Raw genomic sequence first — 24204 nt, 5'->3', positions numbered from 1 at the left:
CTGTCTTTAATATACTCTGTTTGTGGTAATTAATAATAAAAATTAATAGTTTTTGCCTAAAACTCTTGTTCTAAAGCAGGATGCTAAATTAATAGATCAATTGTCTGTAAGTATATGGGTTTATTTTCTTGTTAAAACACTTATCTCTTTCCCGTTTTCAAAATTATACAAAATCAAGTTTTGCTTATTTGTAAACTTATATGCATATTTTTTCGGATATTCTTCTTGTATGGTTATTGAAGGATAGTCTGAGTCTAATTTCCATTCTCCTTGATACTCTATTCTATCAGAATTACCAATCTCAAATTTTCCGTCCAAAGAAAAAACTATCCAATCATTAGATTTATAATCATTCCAAGCGCCCACAAACTTACTGTCATTTTCAATTTCATTTGGGTAATTAATAATTTTTCTATATTTAATACTCTTAATAGTATCAGTTATTAAAATTGTTTTATCTCGCCTTTTATATTCAATAGGCTCTTTATTTAATCGTATTTCAAATTTTTTAATCCATTGATTTTTTTTATTGTACTCATACTTATATTGAGTTCCAAATCTTTTACCGAAACTATTACCTGAACTATAGTATACAGAATCTAACAAGCCTTTTTTGTTAAAAACATATTTCGATATTTGCAAATTTATACTATTCTGATTTGAATAATTATATCCATATCTCAATTGTAAATTATTGTTGTCAGGAAAGATTTCAAAATCAGGAGTGTAGGGTATGTTGTCGTTAAACCTTCTGCCAGTTATATTTATACTATCTTTAAAGTAATTATAGTACGCAGTTAAATATATATCGCCATTTTTATTAATAAAAGACTCTTCGATCACTCTATTGTTGTCTATTTTGCTAATTCCGGAGGTGTGTTCATATTTACCAAAAATATTAGAATCCTTTCGGTTAAATTTTATTCTATTACCAAAGGAATCATATTCGTAAATTATTGAATTTGAGATTCTCCCTTTATAATCATATTTGTGAAGTTCGATTAAGTTTCCAGATATATCGTATATATATACTAAAGGTTGCTTTTTATTTAAATCTCCATCTAAAAAACTGTTCATTTGATTTATTGAAGTAAAAGAATATTCCTCAGCCCTCCATATTTTATGTTCTTCTTTGGAGTTATTTTCATTTGAACAAGATAGATATAGTCCTATAATTAAAAGTGTAGTTAATAATTTAAATAATCTCATAGTAGTATTAGTTTGATTTAAAAATAATGATTTATTGAGTTTTATATTTACGGTTTTCCGTATTTGGTTTATTTATTTAATTTTTTCATTAAAATGTTGATTTCTTCACTTACTTTCTTTTTAACTATTTTTCCATAATAATCTTCAGTAATACTCATGCTTGAATGTCCCAATAATTCAGATACTATTTCCATGGGTACATTGTTGTAAAGAAGTACTGTAGAAGCAAAGGTTTTTCTAGCGGTATGATGGGTTACTCTTTTATCAATACCAATAATTACTGCAATCTCTTTTAGATATGAATTGATTTTCTGATTACTGATTTTAGGGAATACATATTTATTTTTATATCCAGAATCATACTTTACCATAATATTGCAAGCCTTTGGGAGTAAAGGAACAGCTATGTCTTTTCCTGTTTTTTCTCTTTTCATCTGAATCCACTTGTTTCCATCAAACCCATTAATTATATGCCTATTTTCTAGTCGACTCATTTCATTATAGGCTAAACCAGTGTAGCAACAGAAGATGAATAAATCTCGTACAAATTCTAATCTACTTTGATGGAAGCTATGATTTTCTATTTTTTCTAATTCCTTCTGGTTTAAGAAAACGACGCTTTTAGTTACTTTCTTTGGTTTGTGTAGCATAAACGGATCTTTGTCTAAGTAGCCTTCTGATACAGCTATTTTAATAGGCTTCCTAAAGCGCTGTATAGACTTGTTTATTGTTATCTGAGCTTGGTTCTTTTCTATTTTCAGATAGTATTCTAAATCATCTAAAAACTGCTGATTAAGTTTATTAAGTGGATAGTCATTCTTTTTATATTCGTTTTGTATGAATGAAGCTACATGGTTGCAGACATAATTGAATTTATTCCAAGTAGCTCTTTTTATATCCTTACCGATAAGTTTTTCTTGTTTAGCTAAGTATTTTTTGAAATAACTAACAACACCATCTTCTTTTTTTACATTCTTGTTTAGATATTTTAGCAGAATATCATTAACTGTAAAGTCATTATCTTCTAATTGAAGTTTTAGATATGCTTTTTCAAGTTTAGATTTAATCAGTGCTAATTCTGCATTAAGAATGGAGTTGTTTTTGCTATTAGATACTGCTAGCTGTTTTTTGGAATTCCAATCATCAGGATTTACAAATAATCCAGTATTAAATGGCTTTCTTTTCTTCTTAAATGTAATTCTGCAAATGATAGGGCAGACACCTCTCTTGTTTGTTTTAGTTTTACTAACTACATAAAGGATTGATAATTTTTCTTGATGCATAACCAATTCGTTTTAAGTTGAACAATTGGCATACAATTCAGTTTTGATAATGGGAACCCAATATATTTTTTTGGGAACCTAATTAGAAACCTAATTTCTCTCAAAAAACTTAACAAGTTGACTTTTTAGTGGAAATACGTAAAATGCAGTTAATGTAGTTAAACCTGCATTACAAAAGCTTATAAAAGCAAAAAATCCAGCCTATTTTGTAGACTGGATTCTAATTTTGCTCCCCCTCTTGGGCTCGAACCAAGGACCCTCTGATTAACAGTCAGATGCTCTAACCAACTGAGCTAAGGAGGAATTTATATTTAAATACTTCTAAGCCTTTATAGATGCTTGCTTGAGAAGCTTTTTATTCCTGTTTTGCGGATGCAAATATATATGTTTTTTTCTTTACACCAAACAAAAAATAAACTTTTTTATTTTATTTGAAAATCGCCTTATAAAGGTCGTTTCCGTTGGCGTACAAAAGTAATGCAATTAATATAAAGAAACCAATCATTTGTGCATATTCTAAGAATTTTTCACTTGGTTTTCTTCCCGTAATCATTTCATATAATAAGAACATTACATGTCCTCCATCGAGTGCTGGAATTGGTAAAATGTTCATAAATGCCAGAATTATAGATATAAAGGCGGTAGAAAGCCAGAATCCTTGCCAGTCCCATGTCTCAGGAAAAAGCTTCGCAATGGTTCCAAATCCACCTACTTCTGTAGCTCCTTTTTTGGTAAAAAGAAACTTCATGGAGCTTATATAATCTCTTAAGGTCCAATATCCGTAGTTAATTCCTGCAGGAATAGCTTCCGCTAAGCTATATGTTTTCTTGGTAATATCTTTTTCAGTTAAAGAATATCCATAGGAAATTCCAATAGTATTATCTTCTTCTGGAGTAACCGATATGGTGTCGGTAATTTTATTTCTTTCAACAACAAGACTTAAAGCCTTCCCGTTTGCATTTTTTAGCTTGTCGGAAAATTCATCAGCAAAAGTAATAGCATTACCATCTACAGAAACAATTCTGTCGTTAGTTTGCAGTCCAGCCATAGCAGCAGGTCTATCGGGAAATATACTATCTAAAATTGGAGCTGTACGGGGTGTAAAAGGTTTTAAAACTCCTTGTTTGTATAAATAGGTGCCTAAGGTATCGGGCAAACTTAAAGTTTCAGTTTTGCCGTTAGGATGCTTTACTTCTATATTTTCAATGCCTCTAACAACAACCAATCTGCTTATATCTAGTATATTTTCAGGAGCTTTGCCATCAATTTTTAATATTTTGTCTCCATCTTTAAATCCATATTGCTCTATTTGATCTGCAACTGCAAATCCATTTGGAAAAACATTTTGAGAAACTTCATTACTTCCCCAAGCATATAATACCATGGCATAGATAAAGAAACCAAGTAAAAGGTTTACAGTAACCCCGCCTAACATAATAATTAAACGTTGCCAAGCTGGTTTGGAACGGAATTCCCATGGTTGAGGTGGTTGTGCCATCTGCTCCTTGTCCATGCTCTCATCTATCATTCCCGAAATTTTAACATAACCTCCCAATGGAAGCCACCCGATACCATATTCGGTTTCGCCTATTTTCTTTTTGAATAAAGCGAATTTTACATCAAAGAATAAAAAGAATTTCTCAACACGAGTTTTAAAGATTTTGGCTGGAATAAAATGACCAAGCTCATGTAAAATAATAAGTATAGATAAACTTAAAAAAAGTTGAATAGCCTTAACTAAAATTGGACTCATAAATTAGGTTTCATTTTCAATCGGACAAAAGTAACGTTTTACTTCTATATAGCACAATCAAAATGAAGTATGCCTAAGTTTTTATGATGGTTTTAAGATAAAAAGCTCATTTTTCCTGCCTATTGTTGTATTTTTGCAAGCACATTAAATGTAACAAGATGCTACAATTCTTTAGCAAATTCAAATACTTATTTATTACCCTTTTTGTACTTTCGGTAATTATTATCAGTTTAATTTACCAAGCCCTAAAACCAAAGGAGCGTTTGGCTATTTACGAACCTTCTATGGTGAATGCGGAATTGGTGGACACTAGTGTGCAATACATTAGGAAGTATCATAAAATTGCTCCTTTTAAATTGATAAATCAAAATGGAGATACTATTACGGAAGCCAATTATAAAGATAAAATTTATGTAGCCGATTTCTTTTTTACTACTTGTCTTTCTATCTGTCCAATGATGACCGATAATATGGTTAGAATTCAGGAAAAAATTATAAACGATCCCGAGGTGATGTTGCTTTCTCACTCGGTTACGCCTGTTATAGATTCTGTACCGCGACTCAAAGCGTATGCAGAAGAAAAAGGGGTTGTTGACAGTAAATGGAATATGGTTACTGGAGATAAAAAACAGATTTATAACCTTGCTCGTAAAAGTTATTTGGCTGTTAAAACTGTTGGAGATGGCGGCCCTTTTGATATGATTCATACCGAAAACTTTATTTTAGTTGATAAAGAGAAACGAATTCGTGGTTTTTACGATGGCACTAAAGAAGAAGATATCCAACAACTCCTACACGATATTGAAGTGCTAAAAAATGAGTATAAATCTGGTTCTTAGGTTTTTTTTGAGTTGAAAGGTGGGAGTGGAGAGTTTGTAAAGTGAAAAGTTAAGAAGTTATCGAGTTATGTTGTTACGATGTTACAAAGAAAAAAACTGCTTACTGAATCCTTTTTTTATTGAAAAATTTAAAGATTGAAGGATTGAAAGAGGTCGGAAGACGGAAGACCGAAGTCGGAAGCTAATAAGAATACAGAGAAGGGAATATAGATTTGTATCCTTATTCTTTTGAGAATCTTTAGTTTACCATAAACAATAAAAAATTCGACAATTTATACAATCATAACTTAGCCTCTCTGCACCTTTGAGTCAAAAAGTTACGCTGTTATGGAGTTACGCTGTTACAAAGAAAAAAACTCCCTAAATCCTACATCTTACTGAATACAACGACTCCCTACTTCGGACTTCCGTCTTCATTTCATTTCCTCATTTCCAAATTAGCATATTTATAACTTTGCCCCTCTGTCCCTTTGAACCTTTGCCTCTTTGAGTCAAAAAGTTATCGAGTTGTGTTGTTACGATGTTTCAGGGAAGTTTTTTACCTTCTGTCTTCTGAACACTGCATTCTGTCTCCCAACTCCCGACTTCCGTCTTTATTTCATTTCCTCATTTCCAAATTAGCATATTTATAACTTTGCCCCTCTGTCTCTTTGAACCTTAGCCTCTTTGAGTCAAAAAGTTACGCTGTTATGGAGTTACGCTGTTACAAAGAAGAAACTGCTTACTGAACACTTTTCTTTTTATTGAAAAATTTAAAGATTGAAGGATTGAAAGAGGTCGGAAGACGGAAGACCGAAGCTAATAAGAATAAAGAGAAGAGAATATAGATCTGTGAAGTCAGAAGTCCGAAGACAGAAGTTTATAAAGAAAAAACTGCCAACTGAATATTTTTCTTTGTATTGAAAAATTGAAGAAGTCGGGAGTAAAGAGAGGACAGCAAATAGCTTAGAGCATGTTTTTAGGAAAGTTTTTTACCTTCTGTCTTCTGTTTTCTGTCTCCCAACTCCCGACTTCCGTCTTTATTTCATTTCCTCATTTCCAAATTTATAGCTTTGTCCCTTTGTACCTTTGAACCTTTGCCTCTTTGCAACTTTGAATCAAAAAGTTAAGAAGTTATCCAGTTATGTTGTTACGATGTTTCAGGGAAGTTTTTTACCTTCTGTCTTCTGTCTTCTGTCTTCTGTCTTCTGTCTTCTGTCTTCTGTCTTCTGTCTTCTGTCTTCTGTCTTCTGAACACTGCATTCTGTCTCCCAACTCCCGACTTCCGTCTTCATTTCATTTCCTCATTTCCAAATTAGCATATTTATAACTTTGTCCCTTTGTCCCTTTGTCCCTTTGAACCTTTGCCTCTTTGCAACTTTGAATCAAAAAGTTAAGAAGTTATCGAGTTATGTTGTTACGATGTTTCAGGGAAGTTTTTTACCTTCTGTCTTCTGTCTTCTGTCTTCTGAACACTGCATTCTGTCTTCCGACTTCGGACTTCCGTCTTCTGAACACTGCCTACTGCCTACTGTTTTCTTGCCAATCGTCATAAACATCTATTAAATAATTTCTTCAAACCTAATTTTTATATTACTTTTGCTTACTTAAAATGAATCTAAATAAGGTTTGAAGTTGACAATTGCACATTTAAAACGAGGCGAACGCGCCATTATAAAAGAATTTTCTACAGATATTATCCCAATTAAGCTCCTTGAAATGGGTTGTTTGCCGGGGAATGAAGTTGAACTGCTCCAAATAGCGCCTTTTAAAGACCCTTTGTATTTAAACATAAATGGTTCGTTTTTGGCAATTCGTCGAGAAACTGCGCTTCAGATAGAAATAGACATTATTGAAAACAATGCCATATGAGTAAGCAGATTAATGTTGCCCTCATAGGGAATCCAAATACAGGAAAGACTTCAGTATTTAATCAGTTAACAGGATTAAATCAAAAAGTAGGGAATTACCCAGGAATTACGGTTGAAAAAAAGGAAGGGGTTTGTAAACTTCCGAGAGGCGTAAAAGCTCATATTATAGATTTACCAGGAACGTATAGTTTAAACGCCAATTCTCTTGACGAAAATGTAGTTATAGAATTGTTGCTGAATAAAAACGACAAAGACTTTCCAGATGTTGCTATTGTTGTTACAGACGTTGAAAACCTTAAAAGAAATTTACTTCTTTTTACACAAATTAAAGATTTAAAAATACCGACTATTCTAGTTGTTAATATGGCAGATAGAATGGAGCGGAGAGGGATTTCTATAGACCAAGAAATTCTTGAAAAGAGATTAAATACCAAGGTTGCTGTTGTAAGTACACGTAAAAAGCAAGGGATAGATAATCTAAAAGAATTAATTACAAACTATAAAAATATATCTACAGAACCTTGCGTAGATGCAACGGTTATAGATTCTGAATATTTCGGCGGATTAAAGTCGGCTTTCCCACAACAGGATATTTATAAATTATGGTTGGTAATTACTCAAGATGCTAACTTTGTTAATTTAGATAGGAATTTAGTGAAAGATACTTCTGCTTTTTCCACAAAATCTAAATCAGAATTAAAAAGAATGCAACACAAAGAAACGGTGTTGCGATACCAATTTATAAATGGAGTTTTAAAAGAAGGTTATAAAGTTGATGAAAATGCTGCTAAAGGGTTTCGTGCTTCTTTAGATAGAATTTTAACCCATAAAATATGGGGATATGTAATTTTCTTTTTAATACTTCTTACTATTTTTCAAGCTATTTACGATTGGAGTAGCTATCCAATGGATTTTATTGATGCTACTTTTGCATCGTTTAGTGAGTGGGCAAAAGAAACCTTACCACCGGGGACGTTAACCAATTTAATTGCTGAAGGTATTATTCCTGGACTTGGAGGAATTGTGATTTTCATTCCACAAATAGCCTTTTTATTTCTCTTTATTTCCATCCTAGAAGAATCTGGATATATGAGTCGCGTTGTATTTTTAATGGATAGAATAATGCGTAAGTTTGGGCTAAGTGGGAAGAGTGTGGTGCCTTTAATTTCTGGAACTGCTTGTGCTATTCCAGCGGTAATGGCTACCAGAAATATAGAGAACTGGAAAGAGCGCCTTATTACTATTTTGGTAACTCCTTTTACAACCTGTTCTGCTAGGCTCCCTGTATATCTAATTATTATCTCATTGGTTATTCCAAACGATCGTTTTTTAGGGATGAATCTGCAAGGTTTTACCTTGATGTTGCTATATTTATTAGGTTTTGGAATGGCCGTTTTTTCTGCATGGCTCTTAAATAAAATTTTAAAAATAAAAAGTAGAACTTTCTTTGTGGTAGAAATGCCAAGTTATAAGCTTCCGTTGTTAAAAAATGTAGTTATTACGGTGGTGGAAAAAACAAAAAGCTTTGTGTTTGGCGCAGGTAAAATTATTTTAGCCATTTCTATAGTTTTATGGTTTCTAGCTTCCAATGGTCCTTCAGAGAAGTTCCATAATGCAGCAGAGATAATTACTGCGCAAAGCGAGTCTCAACATTTATCGGAGGACGAACTTTCTACAAAAATAGCGTCTTATAAATTACGAAATTCTTATATTGGGATTGCTGGAAAAGCAATAGAACCTGCTATTTTACCCTTAGGATACGATTGGAAAATAGGAATAGCAGTAATCAGTTCGTTTGCAGCTAGAGAAGTTTTTGTAGGAACATTAGCAACAATTTATAGCGTTGGAAGTGACGAAGAAGAGACTATAAAAAACAGAATGGCATCAGAAACGCATCCCGAAACAGGAGCGCCGCTGTTTAATTTAGCTTCTGGAATTTCGTTACTATTGTTTTATGCCTTTGCAATGCAATGTATGAGTACACTTGCTATTGTAAAACGAGAAACAAATAGTTGGAAATGGCCTGCCGCTCAGTTAATATTTATGAGTGGATTTGCTTATGTTGTAGCGCTAATTGCGTATCAATTAATTAAATAGTTTTAGAATGGATTTTCAAAGTATTATAGTTTATATCATCTTAATTTTAGCTGTTGCATATTTAACGCTTAAATTTATATTCCCTAAAACACTTAATTCCTTATTAGGGAAAAATAATAACGGAAACTGCGGGGAAGGAGATTGTAACTGCCATTAATATATGTCGAAACGCGATTTAAAAAAGTATCTTCAAACTTTAAAAAAGAAAGAACTTGAGGCACAAGTTTTAGATTTATATACTCGCTTTAAAGACGTAAAAGTGTATTATGATTTTGTTTTTAATCCGAAAGAAGATAAATTAATTGACGAAGCAAAAACAAAAATTGCTAACGAGTATTTCCCAGTAACTAGAAGAAAACCAAAAGCCAGACGTTCCATCGCTCAAAAATATATAAAACATTTTTTAGAGTTGGGAGTTAATTCAATTCTAGTTGCAGATGTAATGTGGTTTAACATTGAAATAGCTCAAACTTTTAATAAAGAAAAAATGCTTAAAAGTGATGCTTTTTATAAGAGTATGGCAAAGTCTTTTGATGAAGCTGTTAAATATACCATGCAACACGGACTCATGAGCGATTATAAAGAAAGGTTAGTTGCTATTTATCAAGAAGCAAAAAGCCAGCAATGGTCATCGCTACACATCATTGAAGCTTCTCTTGATTTAGTAGATTGATTCTTCGTGGAAAGTCTAATTCCATAAATCTTAGCCTGAGGATTATTAAAGTAACTTTACTTTGGATAATAATTCATATTTTGTTCCTTTAAATTTATACTGATAAAACTCTCTTTGAGAGGCTTGCAATGACTAAAATAATAACCTTTACAAAAGGATAAAGAAAGTGAAGGTTTTTAAGAAAGCAAGATTTTATGGTCATTACAGTTTGGTCTTTTATTATACAGCGAAGCGGTCTTGTATCTTTGTTCAGACACTAGCGCTTAATTATATAAAATATTGAAAATTAACTTAAAATTTTTCGAATGAAAAAACTATACAATACGCTACTATTTTTTTGTTTTTCTTTAGGAATTATTACAGCACAAGAAAAGCTTTCGGATATTAATAAATCTGAAATTTTAGAGGTTTTTAATCAGCAAGAACTAGCTTGGAATCGAGGAGATATCCCAGCATTTATGGAAGGGTATTGGAAATCTGAAGATTTAGCCTTTTCAGGTTCCTCGGGGGCTGTATTTGGATGGGAGGCAACAAAAGAGCGCTACCTAAAAAGTTACCCAGATACTACTGCAATGGGGAAATTAACTTTTGAAGTAATTAAACTACAACAAGTAAAAGACGGGGTAGCGCAAATGATAGGATCCTTTTATTTAAAAAGAACTATAGGCGATTTAAGTGGTTATTTTACATTGGTATGGCGTAAGTTTGATGGACAATGGGTTATAATAAGCGACCATACATCGTCTGCAAACTAAAAAAATTTCGTTCAAGTATCAATTTTAGTATTTATTATTGGGTAAAATTAACCCAATGCCACGTCTAAAGTCATCATTACAATAAAACCACCAATAAAACCTAAGGTAGAGATATCGGTATGGTTTGCTTGTTGAGATTCTGGAACTACTTCTTCTACCACTACAAAAATCATTGCACCAGCAGCAAAGCAGAGTGCATATGGTAAAATTGGCTCAAAGGTAAGTACTGCCCATGCGCCGAGAACAGCAGCAATAGGCTCTACAATAGCCGATAATTGTCCGTAGTTAAAGCTTTTCCATCTACTTAAACCTAAGCCTCGCAAGGGCATAGCTACAGCAAAACCTTCAGGAAAATTCTGAATTCCAATACCAAGTGCTAAAATAACAGCACCTTCAATAGAAGCTTCTGGAATTCCAGCGGCAACACCCCCAAATAAAACTCCAATTGCTAATCCTTCAGGAATATTATGCATGGTAATAGCAAGTGTAAGTAATACAGATTTATGCCAAGGGGTTTTAATACCTTCTTTTTCGCTCATTTTAAAATTAACATGTAAATGAGGTAGTATTTTATCTAAGGCGAAGATAAATAAAGCTCCTAATCCAAAGCCAGTAACTGCCGGGATGGTTTTTATAAATCCTTCTCCAGGGCTCATTTCAATTCCTGGTGCTAATAAGCTCCAGAAACTAGCGGCAACCATTACACCTCCCGTAAACCCTAACATTCCATCAAAGAGTTTCCGATTCATTTTTTTAAAGAAAAAAACGAGAGAAGCACCTATTGCTGTAAGTCCCCAAGTAAAAAGGGTTGCATAAAAAGCAGCTAAAGTAGGATCTATTTCTCTTAAATAATTTACAATATCGTTAAACATAAGGATTGGTTATTTTACAATTAATACTGGTGTTTTTACTCGATGACGTACTTTGTCAATCGTTGTTCCGAAAATTAAGTCTTTAAAAAATTCATGACCATGAGTTCCCATAATGAGAAGATTGTAATTTCCGTTATTTATAATTTTTGGGATTTGCTTTTTTGGACTCCCAAAATCCAATTTTATATCGACTTTATAGCCTTGTGCTATTAATATTTTTTGATAAGACTCTAAGTATTCCTTGTCGGTTGCTGCTTCATGGTCGTTAATCTCTTTACCGTAAATTAAAGCTCCAGCAGTTTCTACAATATGAATTAGTGTGTATTCAGCATTATTCTTACCTAATTTTAGAGCCATATCAATCCCTTTTTTATCAGCCTCAGAAAAATCAATTGCAATTGCAATGTTTGTATAATCATGTGCAGTAGGGAGTTTATTAAATTGAACTTTATCAATATGAGGAACATGTTTTTCTTTCCGTTCTTTATGAGTGGGATAAAATAAAATATAAAAAAGCAGCGCAATAGCTCCAATAGCTAGAGGAATTATAACTACCCAGATCCATAGAGGGTGTTGGCTAGTGAGTAGCCATTTAGAAACTTCGTTGTAAACGAGTTTTATATTTAAAGAAATAATGACCAAAGCAATTATCCAAGAAATAATTTTAATAGGTGTTTTAATGGCAAATTTTCCCATTAATTTTTTATTACTTACAAAATGTATGAGAGGAATAACGGCAAAGCCTAATTGTAAGCTTAAAATAACCTGACTAAAAACGAGAAGTTTTCCTGTTGCTCCTTCTCCTAAAATTAAAATGGTTAATACCGCAGGTACTATAGCTAGAATTCTCGTTATAATTCTTCGTACCCAAGGTTGAATTCTCAGATTTAAATACCCTTCCATTACAATTTGTCCCGCTAGTGTTCCAGTAACGGTAGAGCTTTGTCCGGCAGCAATTAATGCAAGAGCAAAAAGGATTGGTGCCCATTTAGAACCTAATAATGGTGCTAATAATTTATGTGCATCTTGAATTTCTGCAATTTGAAACATCCCATTTTTATAGAATGTGGCGGCAGCAAGGATCAAAATAGCAGCATTCACAAAAAAAGCAAGGTTTAAAGCAATTGTCGAGTCGATTAAATTGTACTTAATTGCCTGCTTTATGCTTTTAAAATCCCTATTAAATTTTCTAGTTTGTACTAAAGACGAATGTAAATATAAATTGTGAGGCATTACTGTAGCACCAATAATTCCAATAGCAATATATAAAGCGTCACTGTCTGGAATAGATGGAATTAATCCAGAGGCTACAGCTGTAAAATCTGGCTTTGCAAAAAACATTTCAAAAAGAAAAGAGAGTCCTATAATACTTATTAGTGCAATAATAAAGGCTTCCATTTTCCGAATACCTTTATTTATTAAAAAAAGTAACAAGAAGGTATCAAGCATGGTAAAACAGACACCCCAGAGTAATGGAATGTCAAATAACAGCTGTAAACCAATTGCCATTCCAAGTACTTCTGCTAAATCTGTTGCCGCTATGGCAATTTCAGCTAAAAAATAAAGAATGTAGTTTATAAATTTTGGATAACTCTCTTTAGAGGCTTGAGCCAAATCTTTACCTCTAACAATTCCTAAACGTGCACTTAAACTTTGCAGTAATAATGCCATAATATTAGACATTAATAACACCCAAAGTAAGGAATATCCAAATTGACTTCCTCCTGCTATATCGGTAGCCCAATTTCCAGGATCCATATAACCAACACTTATTAAATAGGCTGGTCCAAAGAATGAAAGGATACGTTTCCAAAGAGATTTTTGGGAAGTAGTATTAATACTTTCATGGACTTCATCCAATGAATGGTGACTCTCCTTAGACATATTAATTAGTTTTCAGGAAGATATTATTGGCAGTCATAGCGGAGATATTAATCTCAGAATCATTGAGTTTTATTAGCACTGAGTTGTCAAAAGGTTCCTTGTTTAATACCGTAATTTCTTCTCCTAACGCAATGTTTAGTTTGTCGAGATATCTTAAAAACTCTGAAGAAGAATCTTTCACTCCTACCACAATTCCTTTTTTTCCTTTTTTTATTGAACAAAGGAGTGTTTTTTCCACTTTTTTAATGTTTCCATTACTGTCTGGAATTGGATCGCCATGTGGATCTATTCTAGGATAATCTAAAAAAGTATCTAGTTTCTCAATAAGTTTATCACTTTTTATATGCTCTAATTCTTCTGCAATATCATGAACTTCATCCCAAGAAAAATTAAGTTTTTCAACTAAAAAAAACTCCCATAGCCTATGTTTACGTATAATTTTTGCCGCATATGCTTTTCCTTCTTCTGTTAATCTAGCTCCTTGGTATTTTTTATAATGAACCACTTTTTTTTCTGCTAACCTTTTTATCATATCAGTAACAGATGATGCTTTGGTGTCCATTTGTGCCGCTATGGCATTGGTAGAAACTCCTTTTTGCTCATCTTTTGATAAATGATATATGGCTTTAATATAATCTTCTTCTGAAAGCGTCATGCTATTTTTAGTTTGTACAAAAATACATTTTATTATTTAAAAACAAATTTTTAGATTTGTCTAAAAATTATTTTAGATGAAAATTAATAATAAATATTTAGTACTATTAATAGCCTTGATTTCATTTGATTCGGTATTTTCTCAACAAGTAAAAGGTGTTGTTACTTCAGGTGGGAGTCCGTTAGCTTATGCGAATGTGTATATAAAAGGAACGCAAAATGGAACATCAACCGATGAGAATGGAGTTTTTGAAATTAATAATATCAGTAATGGAGAACATATAATTGTAGCTTCTTATACTGGTTTTTCTACGGAAAGCAAAAAAATTAATGTGAAGGAAAATTCGCTAACTGTAAATTTTATATTGCACGAAAATTCTAGTTTGGAGGAGGTTGTAATTACTGGAACTTTGAAACCTGTAAGTAGGATGGAAACGCCAGTGCCTGTAGAGGTATATAAGCCTGCATTTTTTAAAAAAAATCCTACTGCAAATGTTTTTGAAGCTTTGCAGAACGTAAATGGAGTCCGTCCACAGCTTAATTGTAATATTTGTAATACTGGAGATATTCATATAAACGGATTAGAAGGTCCTTATACAATGGTTTTAATTGATGGAATGCCTATTGTAAGCGGATTATCAACGGTGTATGGACTTTCTGGAATTCCAAATTCTTTGATTGAAAGAATGGAAATTATTAAAGGACCAGCTTCTTCTTTATATGGGAGCGAAGCGGTTGGGGGGCTCATAAATATAATTACAAAAACTCCACAATATGCCCCAAAACTTACGGTAGATACTTTTGTTTCTTCTTGGGGAGAATTTAATTTGGATGTTGGATACAGAGCCTTGTTAGGTAAAAAAACTTCCTTTTTATTTGGAGCTAATTACTTTAATTTTAATCAGACTATAGACAATAACAACGATAATTTTACTGATCTTACTTTGCAGAATCGTATTTCTTTATTTCAAAAGTGGGATTTTAAGAGAAAAGATAACCGTTTATTCTCTTTAGCATCACGTTATTTTTATGAAGATAGATGGGGAGGAGAATTGCAATGGACTCCAGAATATAGAGGAGGTGATGAAATTTATGGAGAAAGTATCTATACGTCTAGATGGGAATTTCTTGGAAAATATCAACTTCCTTTTAAAGAAAACTTCCTTTTTACTTTTTCATATACAGACCATAATCAGAATTCGGTTTACGGAGATGTTCCCTATTTGGCAGATCAACGGATTGGATTTGGGCAGCTTACTTGGGATAAAAAAATAAATAAACACGATTTACTTTTTGGTGCAGCTTTGCGCTATAATTTCTACGATGATAATACTGCTGCAACAGCAGAAATGGATAAAAATAATCCAGATGAAGTTACTATTCCAAGTATTTTTATTCAAGATGAAGTAAAATTTAATAAAAAACATACCCTTCTTTTAGGAATGCGTTACGATTATGATAAGCGTCATGGAAATATTTTTACACCGAGGATGGCTTATAAGTGGAGTCTTTCTGAAAATGATATTTTGCGACTCAATGCTGGGACTGGATTTAGAGTAGTTAATCTTTTTACTGAAGATCATGCTGCCCTCACTGGGGCTCGAGATGTAGTTATTGAAGAAGAATTAAAGCCAGAAAAATCCTATAATGTTAATATTAATTACTTGAAGAAAATTTACACACAAAACAATAGTTTTATTGGTTTGGATATGTCGGCATGGTATACCTATTTTACAAATATGATTTTACCAGATTATGATACTAATCCGAATGAAATTATATATGATAATTTGGACGGATATGCAGTGAGTACAGGGGTAAGTGCAAATGTGGATATGGTTTTCTGCAATGGAATAAAAATAAATTTAGGAGGGACTTTTATGAATGTTTCGCAAACAGAAAATGGAATTACCACTCGGCAAATTCTAACAGAACAGTTTTCTGGAACATGGGGAATATCATATAAAATAGTGCCTTGGAATTTAAATATAGATTATACTGGAAATATTTATGGCCCGATGCGATTACCTCTCTTAGGGGAGTTGGATCCTCGAAAAGAGTATTCTCCTGTTTGGAGTATTCAAAACATACAATTTACTTATGATGGATTTAAAAACTTCGAAATATATGGAGGTGTAAAAAATTTATTGAATTGGACACCAAACAAAGGAAATCCATTTATAATAGCTCGTGCTAACGACCCTTTTGATAAAAATGTAATTTTTGATGCACAAGGGAATGCGCAAGCAACTCCCAATAATCCGTATGCACTTACATTTGATCCTTCCTATGTGTATGGACCAAACCAAGGGATTCGAGGTTTTGTAGGAGTTCGTTATCAGTTGGATTAAAAGGTATTAACTATACTTGTCTGCCCATTAGCATATTAGCAAAAGCTCTTAAAACTTCTTTTTTAGGAGCTGCTATTGCTAATTCCTCAAGAACGTTTAATGCTTTTTCGGTATACGCTTCAATTGCTTTTAAAGTAGCGTCGGATGCTTTGCTGGAAACCATTAATTCTTTAACAGCTTGTACTTTATTGGAAGATTCATTTGGATTAATAGAGTATAAATGATGTAATTGTTCTGCTTCTTCTGTATTTAAATGTTCGAGAGTTTTTAAATATAAATATGTTTTTTTGTTTTCTATAATATCTCCTCCTACTTGCTTTCCAAATGTTTTTGGGTCTCCAAAAGCATCTAAATAATCATCTTTTAACTGAAAAGCAATCCCTAAATTAAGTCCAAAATCATAAATAGCTTGTGCTTCTTTTTCATCGGTTTTGCTTATTATGGCTCCCATTTTCATAGCAGCTCCAACAAGAACGGCTGTTTTATAGGTTATCATTTTTAAGTATTCATCGATGGTTACATCATCTCTAGTTTCAAAATCAACATCATATTGCTGACCCTCGCAAACCTCTATTGCTGTTTTGCTAAAAAGTTTTGCCAATTGCTGAAAAGTTTCAGCATCATAATTTTCAAAAAATTGATACGCTACAATAAGCATTGCGTCTCCAGAAAGAATTCCAGTGTTTAAATCCCATTTCTCATGTACCGTTTCTTTGCCTCTTCTAAGAGGAGCATCGTCCATAATGTCGTCATGGACTAAAGAAAAATTATGAAACATTTCAACAGCCATGGCTGCGTGCATAGCTTTTTTATAGTCTGTTCCAAAAATATCAGCAGTCATTAAAGTTAGCACTGGACGTAAACGTTTTCCGCCTAAGTTTAAAATGTAATGTATTGGTTTGTATAAATTTACAGGCTCTTTTGTGACAATTTCTTTTTCTAAGTGACTAATAAAAGCGTCTCTGTAAGCTTCGATAGATAACATAAAGTCAATTTTTGGCTAAAATACCATAATTAAAAAATTCCCCAATTGCATTTCAATGTTAAATAATTGAAAATACTTTGGAAACTTTTATTGTTTTTAAAGTTTCCTGTAGTATCTTTGCCCCTAATTATGAAAGAAAAAATACTTGATAAAGCAACAGAAATGTTTTTAAGCCTTGGGTTTAAAAGCGTTACTATGGATGATATTGCTGACGAGTTAGGGATGTCAAAAAAAACAATATATCAGCATTTCAAAACAAAAACAGCATTAGTAGAGGCAACCGCTTTCTATATTTTTGAATCGATTTGCAGCGGAATAGAATTTATCTGTGAAGCAGCTCATAACCCTATAGAAGAATTGTTTCATATAAAAAGATTTGTAGGAGATTATATGAAAGACAAGAAGTCGTCTGCGCAATTTCAACTAAAAAAGTATTATCCAAGAATCTATGAGCGACTTATTTTAAAACAATTTGAGGTAATGCGTGAGAGTGTATCGGAGAATATTGCAAAAGGAATTGAGATGGGACTTTTTAGAAAAGAGTTGGATGTTGATTTTATAGCTCGAATATATTTTAGTGGGATGGTAGGAATAAAAGACACAGAAATATTCCCTATAGATTTGTATGCCCCAGATGAGTTGGGAACTAAATTTCTAGAATATCATATCTGTGGAATTGCCACAGAAAGTGGACTTAAAATTTTAAATGAATTTATTAACGAAAACAAAAACTAACCGATGAGAAAATTAACAATCATCGCCATATTACTAATTTCTAGCTTAGGCTTTTCTCAGGAGAGAAATTACAGTTTTTCTATGGAAGAAGCGGTAAATTTTGCCTTAGATAGTAGTTATACAGCAATTAATTCAAGGCGAGAAATTGCAAAATCTATTAAAAAGAAGTGGGAAACTACTGCTGCTGGTTTGCCTCAAATAGATGGGGTTGTAGATTATCAGAATCAATTAAAACAACCTGTAACGCTTATCCCTGGGGAGATTGCTGGTGGAGCTCCTGGTAGTTTTGTGCCTGTAGTTTTTGGGACAAAGCAAAACATGTCGCTTACAGGAACTTTAACACAGCTTATTTTTGATGGCTCTTATTTAGTAGGACTTAAAGCAGCAAAAGTATTTGTGGATTATAATGAGAATACAAACGAAAAAACGCTTCTAGAAGTTAGAAAAGGGGTTATTAATGCCTATGGGAGTGTTTTATTAACGCAAGAAAGTGTTGCTATTTTTGAAAAGAACCTTGCTACTTTAAAAGATAATTTAAAAGAAACTCAAGCCATGTACGATAATGGTTTTGCAGAGGAAGAAGATGTAGAGCAATTGCAAATTACCACATCGCAAATTCAAAATCAGTTGAGTAATTCTGAAAGAATGGAATCTATAGCTAAGCAAATGTTGAATTTAGCATTGGGAATTCCAGTAGATGCAGAGGTAAATCTTGAAGATAGTTTGGAAACACTTACTACAGAGAGTATTGCTTTGGCTCTTACAGAAACAGAGTTTAATTTTGAGAATAATGTAGATTATAGAATTGCTCAGAATTTAACCGAACAAAGAGAGTTGGAATTAAAGCTTGAAAAGAGTAAGGCGTTGCCATCTATTAATGGTTTTGTTAATTATGGAACTTCTGCTTTTGATAATGAATTTGTATTTTTTGATAGTGAAACTTCTTGGTTTCAATCTTCAGTACTTGGGGTGAGCATGAACATTCCAATTTTTAGTTCCTTACAAAGAAGCGCTAGAACACAACAAGCAAAAATTGCATTGGAGCAATCAAAAACAGATTTTGTTCAGGCTACACAACAAATAAATCTTGACTTAGAAAGAGCAAAGAGCAATTATAAATTTGCTATTGAAAACTACCAAACAGCAGAAAGCAATTTAAAACTTGCTGAGCGTATTGAAAGTAAAAACCTTATTAAATATAGAGAAGGAATTACTACAAGTTTTGATTTAAGACAAGCACAAACACAGTTATATACTGCCCAACAAGAATATATAAATTCCATGTTGGATGTTATAGATACCAAAGCAACATTAGAAACGGTATTAAATACCCCTCAACTTTCAAATAGAGATTATTCAGAAAAAAACTAAATCAGCATAAAAATGAAACAGACATATTTAATCATATTAACAGCCGTAATTTTGGCATCTTGTGGGGGTGGCGATAATAAATCTGTAGAAGATGTTATAGCAAGCGGAAATTTAGAACAAATAAAGGCAAAGCGGGAAGAAGTAAATTTAGAACACGATGCCTTAAGTACAGATTTAAAAGCACTTAATGAAGCTGTTAAAAAGCTAGATACAACAAAAAATTATGTTTTAGTAACAGCTTTTAAAGCAAAAGATTCGCTTTTTAATCATTATATAGAATTACAAGGAAGTGTAAGTACAAAAGAAAACATAATTATTAATGCCGAATATTCTGGTGCGCTTCAACAGGTTTTAGTAAAAGAAGGTCAGGAAGTTAGAAAAGGTCAGGTTTTAGCTAGAATTGATGAGGGCGGACTTGGAGCACAATTGGCACAATTAAAGGCGCAAGAGAGTTTAGCACAAACAACTTATGAGCGTCAAAAAAGATTGTGGGAACAAAACATTGGTTCTGAAATTCAGTATTTACAAGCACAAACACAATACGAATCTAACAAAAGTGCGGTTTCTCAATTAGAAAGTCAGTTAGCTAAAGCTACTGTGGTGGCTCCGTTTTCTGGAACAATAGAAGAAGTTATGTCAGACCAAGGTAGCAATGTTGCGCAAGGAACGCCTTTAATGCGGATTGTGAGTTTAGACAATATGTATATCGAGTCTGAAGTCCCAGAAAAATATTTAGCAAGTATTGAAAAAGGAACTAAAGTAATTGCAGATTTTCCTGTAATTAATAAAAAGATTGATACTGAAATAAGACAAGTAAGTAATTACATTAATCCAAATAACCGCTCTTTTAAAATTGAAGTTGGCGTACCAAATAAAGACGGATTGATAAAGCCAAACTTAACTGCTAAAGTTATTATTAACGATTATACTAGTGAAAATGCTTTCTTGATTCCTCAAAGTGTAATTTCTGAAAATGCCGATGGAAATCAATATGTGTATATCGCTACAAATATTCAAGACAGTGGAGAAGCAGAAGTGCATCAATCTATTATCCAAACAGGAAAAACACAAGGAGATTTAGTGGAGGTTTTAGAAGGAATCAAAGCTGGAGACCATATCATAAAAGAAGGGGCACGTAGTGTTCAAGAAGGACAAAACGTTCAAATATTAAAGCAATAGTCCATGAGTAAAATTAATAAAAACGCCGATAAAGAATTTGGACTTTCGTCCTGGGCTATCGAGAATAAAACGACTATCTATGTAATGATAGCGATTGTTCTTGCTCTGGGGGTTTCTGCCTACTTCGGAATGCCTAGAGAGTCGTTTCCCGAAGTAAAAGAAACTAAAATATACATCAGTACTCCATATCCTGGAAATACTGCTGAAGATATAGAAAGATTAATTACAGATCCATTAGAAGACGAACTTAAAAATGTAAGTAATGTAGTGGAAATTCTTTCTACTTCTCAAGAAGATTATGCTATTATTACTGTTGAGTTTGATGAAGATATTACTGTAGAAGCCGCAAAGCAAAAAGTTAAAGATGAGGTAGATGCTGAAAAGGCAGGAGAAGATTGGCCTGTTTTTAATGGCGCAAAAGTAGAGCCAAATGTGTTCGACCTTAATTTGTCTGAGGAAATGCCAATTTTAAATATCAATATTCAAGGAGATTATCCTGTTGATAAATTAAAAGAGTTTGGAGAGTACCTTGAAGATAAAATTGAAGAGCTTCCAGAGATTAAGCAGGTAGATATTAGAGGAGCACAAGAGAAAGAAGTTGAAGTAGCTGTAGATGTTTATAAAATGATGGCTGCTAAAATTAGCTTTGATGATGTACTCAACACCATTCGAAACGGAAATGTTACTATGTCTGCGGGGAACATGATTGCTAGTGGACAACGTAGAACAATTAGAATTTTAGGAGAAGTAGAAAATCCTAAGGAACTCAATAATTTTGTAGTAAAATCTCAAGATGGGGTTGTTTATTTAAGAGATATTGCTGAGGTAACTTTTAAAGAGGAAGACAAAACTACTTTTGCACGAGAATTTGGAGAAAGTGTAGTAATGCTCGATGTAAAAAAGAGAGCAGGGAAGAATATGATTGAGGCTTCAGAAAAGATTCGAGAAATTATAAAAACAGCAGAGAAAAATTATTTTCCGCTAGATTTATCAATTACTGTAGCTAACGATCAATCATCGCAAACATTAAATCAAGTAAACGACCTTGTAAATAATATCATCTTCGGAATTATTCTAGTTGTAGGAGTATTAATGTTCTTTTTAGGATTTAGAAATGCACTTTTTGTAGGATTTGCAATTCCAATGTCCATGTTTATGTCGTTCATGATTTTGCAGGCATTAGGTTACACACTAAATACCATGATTCTCTTCGGTTTAATTATGGGATTAGGGATGTTGGTAGATAACGGTATTGTGGTTGTAGAAAATGTTTACCGATTGATGGATGAAGAAAAAATGTCCCGAATAGAGGCTGCTAAAAAAGGAATTGGAGAGATTGCTTTCCCTATTATTATTTCAACTGCAACTACGGTTGCTGCCTTTATTCCGCTAGGAATGTGGCCAGGAGTAATGGGGGAGTTTATGAAGTATTTTCCAATTACACTTTCTGTAGTTCTAGGCTCGTCTTTAGTGGTGGCAATTTTTATGAACTCTATGTTGGTGTCTCAATTTATGGACACTGCCGAAAAAAAGCTTACTAGAAAACAACTTATTAGACTGAGTATAATTTTAGGAGTTCCTGGGCTACTCATTTTAATACTCGGTGGTGCTATTCGTGGAATTGGAACCTTGATGATTTTTACTGCCATTATGTTCTGGGTATACAGATATTGGTTAAAAGGCTCTGCAGATTATTTCCAAAAACATACGTTAACTTGGCTGGAGAATAAGTATCAGAATTTTCTGAAAAAATCTCTTGATGGATGGAGACCTGGGGTTTATGTTGTAAGTACTTTTGCTTTGTTAATTGTTGTGTTTATGTTGTTTGGCGCTTCCTTAGGAAGTGGTAGAACTAAAGTTGAGTTTTTCCCAGATAACAAACCAAATCAAATTATAGTTTATATTGAGTATCCTCAAGGGACCGATATTGATAAAACTAATGCCATTACTAAAGAAATTGAAAAACGTGTATATTCAGTTTTAAATGCTGATGAATACATGGATGGCGATTATAATTACATGGTAGAATCTGCTGTTTCTCAAGTAGGAGAAGGAGCTGGAAACCCACAAACAGATGGTGGTTCTAGTGCAGAAATGCCTCACAAAGGGAAGATTACCGCAACCATGCGAGAGTATAAATACCGTCGTGGAAAAGATAGTGAAGTGCTTCGTAAAAAGGTTCAAGAAGCCTTGAAAGGTGTTTTTCCTGGAATTGCTATTTCAGTAGAAAAAGATGTTGCGGGGCCTCCTTCTGGTTATCCAATTAATATTGAGTTAAGTGGAGAAGATTATGATGAATTAATTGTTAACGCAGAAAAAATGCGCGATTATATCAACACTAGAAATGTAGCTGGGGTTGAAGAGCTTAAAATTGATGTAAACAAAGATAAACCAGCAATGGTTGTTGAGGTAGACAGACAAAAGGCTGGGGAATTAGGCGTTGCAGTTGGTCAAGTAGGAAATCAATTAAGACGTTCTATTTTTGGAGAGAAAGCAGGGATTTATAAAGAAGATGGAGACGATTACGATATTTATGTTCGTTTTAATGAAGATTTGAGGTATAATCCAAGTGCGTTATTCGATCAAAATATAATTTTTCGTGATCAAGCATCTGGACAAATAAAAGAAATTCCTGTTTCAGCGGTTGCTAAACAAAAAAACACGTCTTCTTTTAGTGCAATTAAACATAGAGACTTAAAACGTGTGGTAACCGTTTATTCTGGATTGGCTCCAGGGTATACAGATGCTGGTGCTGTTGTAGGAAAAATCCAAAAGGAAATGAATAATTTTGAAGTTTCAGAAGACATTCATATAGACTATACAGGACAATTAGAGGAGCAGCAAAAGCAAATGAACTTCTTAATGGGTGCCTTTTTCTCTGGATTAGGACTTATTATGTTGATTCTTATCTTCCAATTTAGTTCAATTTCTAAGCCTACAATTATCATGTTAGCTATTTTCTTAAGTTTTATAGGTGTTTTTGGAGGCTTGATGATTACAGGGTGGTCGTTTGTTATTATGATGACCATGATGGGAATTATTTCTCTGGCGGGGATTGTAGTAAATAATGGGGTTGTATTGCTCGACTATGCACAAATTCTTATCGATAGAAGAAAAATAAAGTTAGGCTTAAATGAAAATGAAGATATACTTCCAAAAGATGATATGAAAGAGGTATTGGTTATGTCTGGTAGAGCAAGATTAAGACCAGTTTTACTTACTGCCATTACAACTATTTTAGGATTAATTCCTTTGGCAATTGGATTGAATATCGATTTCTTCTCTCTATTTACCAATTTCAATCCTGATATTTATATGGGAGGAGATAACGTAATTTTTTGGGGACCTTTAGCTTGGACAGTTATTTTTGGGCTGTTTATAGCTACATTCTTAACCCTAATTATAGTTCCTTTATTATTTTACATAGTGTATTTAATAAAACTTAAATTCAGAAGTAAAAAAGAAGAAGTTGTTGAAAAGTTGGAAGACGTATCTCCTATTTAAGATAAGAATATTCTCTAAGGGAGATTTGAATACTCCGATGCTAGCGTTAAAATATTTTTAGGTTTTCCTTTAATGCTTCGTGGGCTTATTCTAAGGGAGTTTACTTAAGTTCGTTTTTTAGGAAATCGGCTTTATGAGTTATTCATAAAGCCGATTTTTTATTTCTATAATAAATTCCTTTAACAGACAGCTATTATTGTAATTTCTGAA

At 33.0% G+C, this 24204-nt stretch carries 19 protein-coding genes and 1 tRNA gene; 10 read left to right on the top strand and 10 right to left on the bottom strand.

The features are described from left to right. Positions 1 to 120: 120 nt before the first annotated feature. The 4 genes from AC13CQ_RS12225 to rseP all read right to left on the bottom strand — a co-directional run bounded on the left by AC13CQ_RS12225 (position 121) and on the right by rseP (position 4245). Entirely contained in the window at positions 121 to 1209 is a 1089-nt protein-coding gene (locus AC13CQ_RS12225; protein ID WP_335587131.1) for a hypothetical protein, read from the bottom strand. 68 nt (positions 1210 to 1277) lie between these two features. Beyond that, the gene (locus AC13CQ_RS12220) at positions 1278 to 2492 is read right to left on the bottom strand and encodes a site-specific integrase (protein ID WP_335587132.1); all 1215 of its coding nucleotides are present in this window, start codon (positions 2490 to 2492) and stop codon (positions 1278 to 1280) included. 229 nt (positions 2493 to 2721) lie between these two features. Next, positions 2722 to 2795: transfer RNA gene (locus AC13CQ_RS12215), tRNA-Asn, on the bottom strand. Positions 2796 to 2919: 124 nt separating this feature from the next. Next, positions 2920 to 4245 carry an RIP metalloprotease RseP gene (gene rseP / locus AC13CQ_RS12210; RefSeq protein ID WP_417198146.1) on the bottom strand — a complete coding sequence of 442 codons (1326 nt, stop codon included), beginning with the start codon at positions 4243 to 4245 and terminating at the stop codon, positions 2920 to 2922. Between the two features lie 158 nt (positions 4246 to 4403). On the opposite strand from rseP, the gene AC13CQ_RS12205 reads away from it, so the two are divergent. Further along, a complete protein-coding gene (locus AC13CQ_RS12205) occupies positions 4404 to 5084 on the top strand; it encodes an SCO family protein (protein WP_474507610.1) in 681 nt (226 codons plus the stop codon). A 1139-nt stretch (positions 5085 to 6223) separates the two neighbouring features. Here the strand turns inward: AC13CQ_RS12205 and AC13CQ_RS12200 are convergent. Beyond that, a complete protein-coding gene (locus AC13CQ_RS12200) occupies positions 6224 to 6358 on the bottom strand; it encodes a hypothetical protein (protein WP_482882923.1) in 135 nt (44 codons plus the stop codon). A gap of 132 nt (positions 6359 to 6490) precedes the next feature. Continuing rightward, positions 6491 to 6616 (bottom strand): hypothetical protein, encoded by a 126-nt coding sequence (locus AC13CQ_RS12195; RefSeq protein WP_456867948.1) that lies wholly within the window; start codon positions 6614 to 6616, stop codon positions 6491 to 6493. Positions 6617 to 6692: 76 nt separating this feature from the next. Here AC13CQ_RS12195 and AC13CQ_RS12190 point away from each other — a divergent pair, with 76 nt between their 5' ends. The 4 genes from AC13CQ_RS12190 (at position 6693) to AC13CQ_RS12175 (ending at position 10459) form a co-directional block, all read left to right on the top strand. After that, positions 6693 to 6935, top strand: a complete 243-nt coding sequence (locus AC13CQ_RS12190) for a FeoA family protein (RefSeq protein WP_040879490.1) — start codon at positions 6693 to 6695, stop codon at positions 6933 to 6935. Further along, positions 6932 to 9031 (top strand): ferrous iron transport protein B, encoded by a 2100-nt coding sequence (gene feoB, locus AC13CQ_RS12185; protein WP_335587133.1) that lies wholly within the window; start codon positions 6932 to 6934, stop codon positions 9029 to 9031. Before AC13CQ_RS12190 ends, feoB begins: the two co-directional genes overlap by 4 nt. A gap of 160 nt (positions 9032 to 9191) precedes the next feature. Then, complete coding sequence (locus tag AC13CQ_RS12180) at positions 9192 to 9704, top strand: DUF6155 family protein (RefSeq protein ID WP_474507146.1); 513 nt, start codon at positions 9192 to 9194, stop codon at positions 9702 to 9704. A gap of 305 nt (positions 9705 to 10009) precedes the next feature. Beyond that, a complete protein-coding gene (locus AC13CQ_RS12175) occupies positions 10010 to 10459 on the top strand; it encodes a YybH family protein (protein ID WP_008611205.1) in 450 nt (149 codons plus the stop codon). 47 nt (positions 10460 to 10506) lie between these two features. On the opposite strand, the gene AC13CQ_RS12170 is transcribed toward AC13CQ_RS12175, so the two are convergent. Genes AC13CQ_RS12170 through AC13CQ_RS12160 form a run of 3 tightly spaced genes read right to left on the bottom strand, consistent with a single transcriptional unit; the run spans position 10507 to position 13870 of the window. After that, on the bottom strand, positions 10507 to 11331 hold the full coding sequence (locus AC13CQ_RS12170; RefSeq protein WP_008611203.1) for a ZIP family metal transporter: 825 nt from the start codon (positions 11329 to 11331) through the stop codon (positions 10507 to 10509). Positions 11332 to 11340: 9 nt separating this feature from the next. Continuing rightward, positions 11341 to 13215 (bottom strand): Nramp family divalent metal transporter, encoded by a 1875-nt coding sequence (locus tag AC13CQ_RS12165; protein WP_456867945.1) that lies wholly within the window; start codon positions 13213 to 13215, stop codon positions 11341 to 11343. Between the two features lies 1 nt (position 13216). Next, positions 13217 to 13870, bottom strand: coding sequence for a metal-dependent transcriptional regulator (locus tag AC13CQ_RS12160; protein ID WP_474507145.1), 654 nt, complete (start codon positions 13868 to 13870; stop codon positions 13217 to 13219). A gap of 76 nt (positions 13871 to 13946) precedes the next feature. On the opposite strand from AC13CQ_RS12160, the gene AC13CQ_RS12155 reads away from it, so the two are divergent. After that, a complete protein-coding gene (locus tag AC13CQ_RS12155; protein ID WP_474507144.1) occupies positions 13947 to 16220 on the top strand; it encodes a TonB-dependent receptor in 2274 nt (757 codons plus the stop codon). A gap of 10 nt (positions 16221 to 16230) precedes the next feature. On the opposite strand, the gene AC13CQ_RS12150 is transcribed toward AC13CQ_RS12155, so the two are convergent. After that, the gene (locus tag AC13CQ_RS12150) at positions 16231 to 17205 is read right to left on the bottom strand and encodes a polyprenyl synthetase family protein (RefSeq protein ID WP_008611195.1); all 975 of its coding nucleotides are present in this window, start codon (positions 17203 to 17205) and stop codon (positions 16231 to 16233) included. Positions 17206 to 17334: 129 nt separating this feature from the next. Between AC13CQ_RS12150 and AC13CQ_RS12145 the strand changes: the two genes are divergently transcribed. From AC13CQ_RS12145 to AC13CQ_RS12130, 4 genes are read left to right on the top strand one after another with little or no spacing between them, the layout of a single operon-like run. After that, entirely contained in the window at positions 17335 to 17940 is a 606-nt protein-coding gene (locus AC13CQ_RS12145) for a TetR/AcrR family transcriptional regulator (RefSeq protein ID WP_008611193.1), read from the top strand. A 3-nt stretch (positions 17941 to 17943) separates the two neighbouring features. After that, positions 17944 to 19311, top strand: coding sequence for a TolC family protein (locus AC13CQ_RS12140; RefSeq protein WP_474507143.1), 1368 nt, complete (start codon positions 17944 to 17946; stop codon positions 19309 to 19311). 12 nt (positions 19312 to 19323) lie between these two features. Continuing rightward, on the top strand, positions 19324 to 20490 hold the full coding sequence (locus AC13CQ_RS12135; protein WP_335587142.1) for an efflux RND transporter periplasmic adaptor subunit: 1167 nt from the start codon (positions 19324 to 19326) through the stop codon (positions 20488 to 20490). 3 nt (positions 20491 to 20493) lie between these two features. After that, on the top strand, positions 20494 to 23994 hold the full coding sequence (locus AC13CQ_RS12130; protein WP_474507142.1) for an efflux RND transporter permease subunit: 3501 nt from the start codon (positions 20494 to 20496) through the stop codon (positions 23992 to 23994). The last annotated feature ends 210 nt before the right edge of the window (positions 23995 to 24204 follow it).

The organism is Galbibacter sp. L-19, assembly GCF_056857615.1.
This window is presented reverse-complemented; position numbering and strand designations above follow the sequence as displayed.

Excerpts from the sequence above, each read along its gene's own strand:
- AC13CQ_RS12225 (WP_335587131.1), bottom strand. The coding sequence starts at position 1,209 with ATGAGATTATTTAAATTATTAACTACACTTTTAATTATAGGACTATAT.
- AC13CQ_RS12220 (WP_335587132.1), bottom strand. The coding sequence starts at position 2,492 with ATGCATCAAGAAAAATTATCAATCCTTTATGTAGTTAGTAAAACTAAA.
- rseP (WP_417198146.1), bottom strand. The coding sequence starts at position 4,245 with ATGAGTCCAATTTTAGTTAAGGCTATTCAACTTTTTTTAAGTTTATCT.
- AC13CQ_RS12205 (WP_474507610.1), top strand. The coding sequence starts at position 4,404 with ATGCTACAATTCTTTAGCAAATTCAAATACTTATTTATTACCCTTTTT.
- AC13CQ_RS12200 (WP_482882923.1), bottom strand. The coding sequence starts at position 6,358 with ATGAAGACGGAAGTCGGGAGTTGGGAGACAGAATGCAGTGTTCAGAAG.
- AC13CQ_RS12195 (WP_456867948.1), bottom strand. The coding sequence starts at position 6,616 with ATGACGATTGGCAAGAAAACAGTAGGCAGTAGGCAGTGTTCAGAAGAC.
- feoB (WP_335587133.1), top strand. The coding sequence starts at position 6,932 with ATGAGTAAGCAGATTAATGTTGCCCTCATAGGGAATCCAAATACAGGA.
- AC13CQ_RS12180 (WP_474507146.1), top strand. The coding sequence starts at position 9,192 with ATGTCGAAACGCGATTTAAAAAAGTATCTTCAAACTTTAAAAAAGAAA.
- AC13CQ_RS12175 (WP_008611205.1), top strand. The coding sequence starts at position 10,010 with ATGAAAAAACTATACAATACGCTACTATTTTTTTGTTTTTCTTTAGGA.
- AC13CQ_RS12170 (WP_008611203.1), bottom strand. The coding sequence starts at position 11,331 with ATGTTTAACGATATTGTAAATTATTTAAGAGAAATAGATCCTACTTTA.
- AC13CQ_RS12165 (WP_456867945.1), bottom strand. The coding sequence starts at position 13,215 with ATGTCTAAGGAGAGTCACCATTCATTGGATGAAGTCCATGAAAGTATT.
- AC13CQ_RS12160 (WP_474507145.1), bottom strand. The coding sequence starts at position 13,870 with ATGACGCTTTCAGAAGAAGATTATATTAAAGCCATATATCATTTATCA.
- AC13CQ_RS12155 (WP_474507144.1), top strand. The coding sequence starts at position 13,947 with ATGAAAATTAATAATAAATATTTAGTACTATTAATAGCCTTGATTTCA.
- AC13CQ_RS12150 (WP_008611195.1), bottom strand. The coding sequence starts at position 17,205 with ATGTTATCTATCGAAGCTTACAGAGACGCTTTTATTAGTCACTTAGAA.
- AC13CQ_RS12145 (WP_008611193.1), top strand. The coding sequence starts at position 17,335 with ATGAAAGAAAAAATACTTGATAAAGCAACAGAAATGTTTTTAAGCCTT.
- AC13CQ_RS12140 (WP_474507143.1), top strand. The coding sequence starts at position 17,944 with ATGAGAAAATTAACAATCATCGCCATATTACTAATTTCTAGCTTAGGC.
- AC13CQ_RS12135 (WP_335587142.1), top strand. The coding sequence starts at position 19,324 with ATGAAACAGACATATTTAATCATATTAACAGCCGTAATTTTGGCATCT.
- AC13CQ_RS12130 (WP_474507142.1), top strand. The coding sequence starts at position 20,494 with ATGAGTAAAATTAATAAAAACGCCGATAAAGAATTTGGACTTTCGTCC.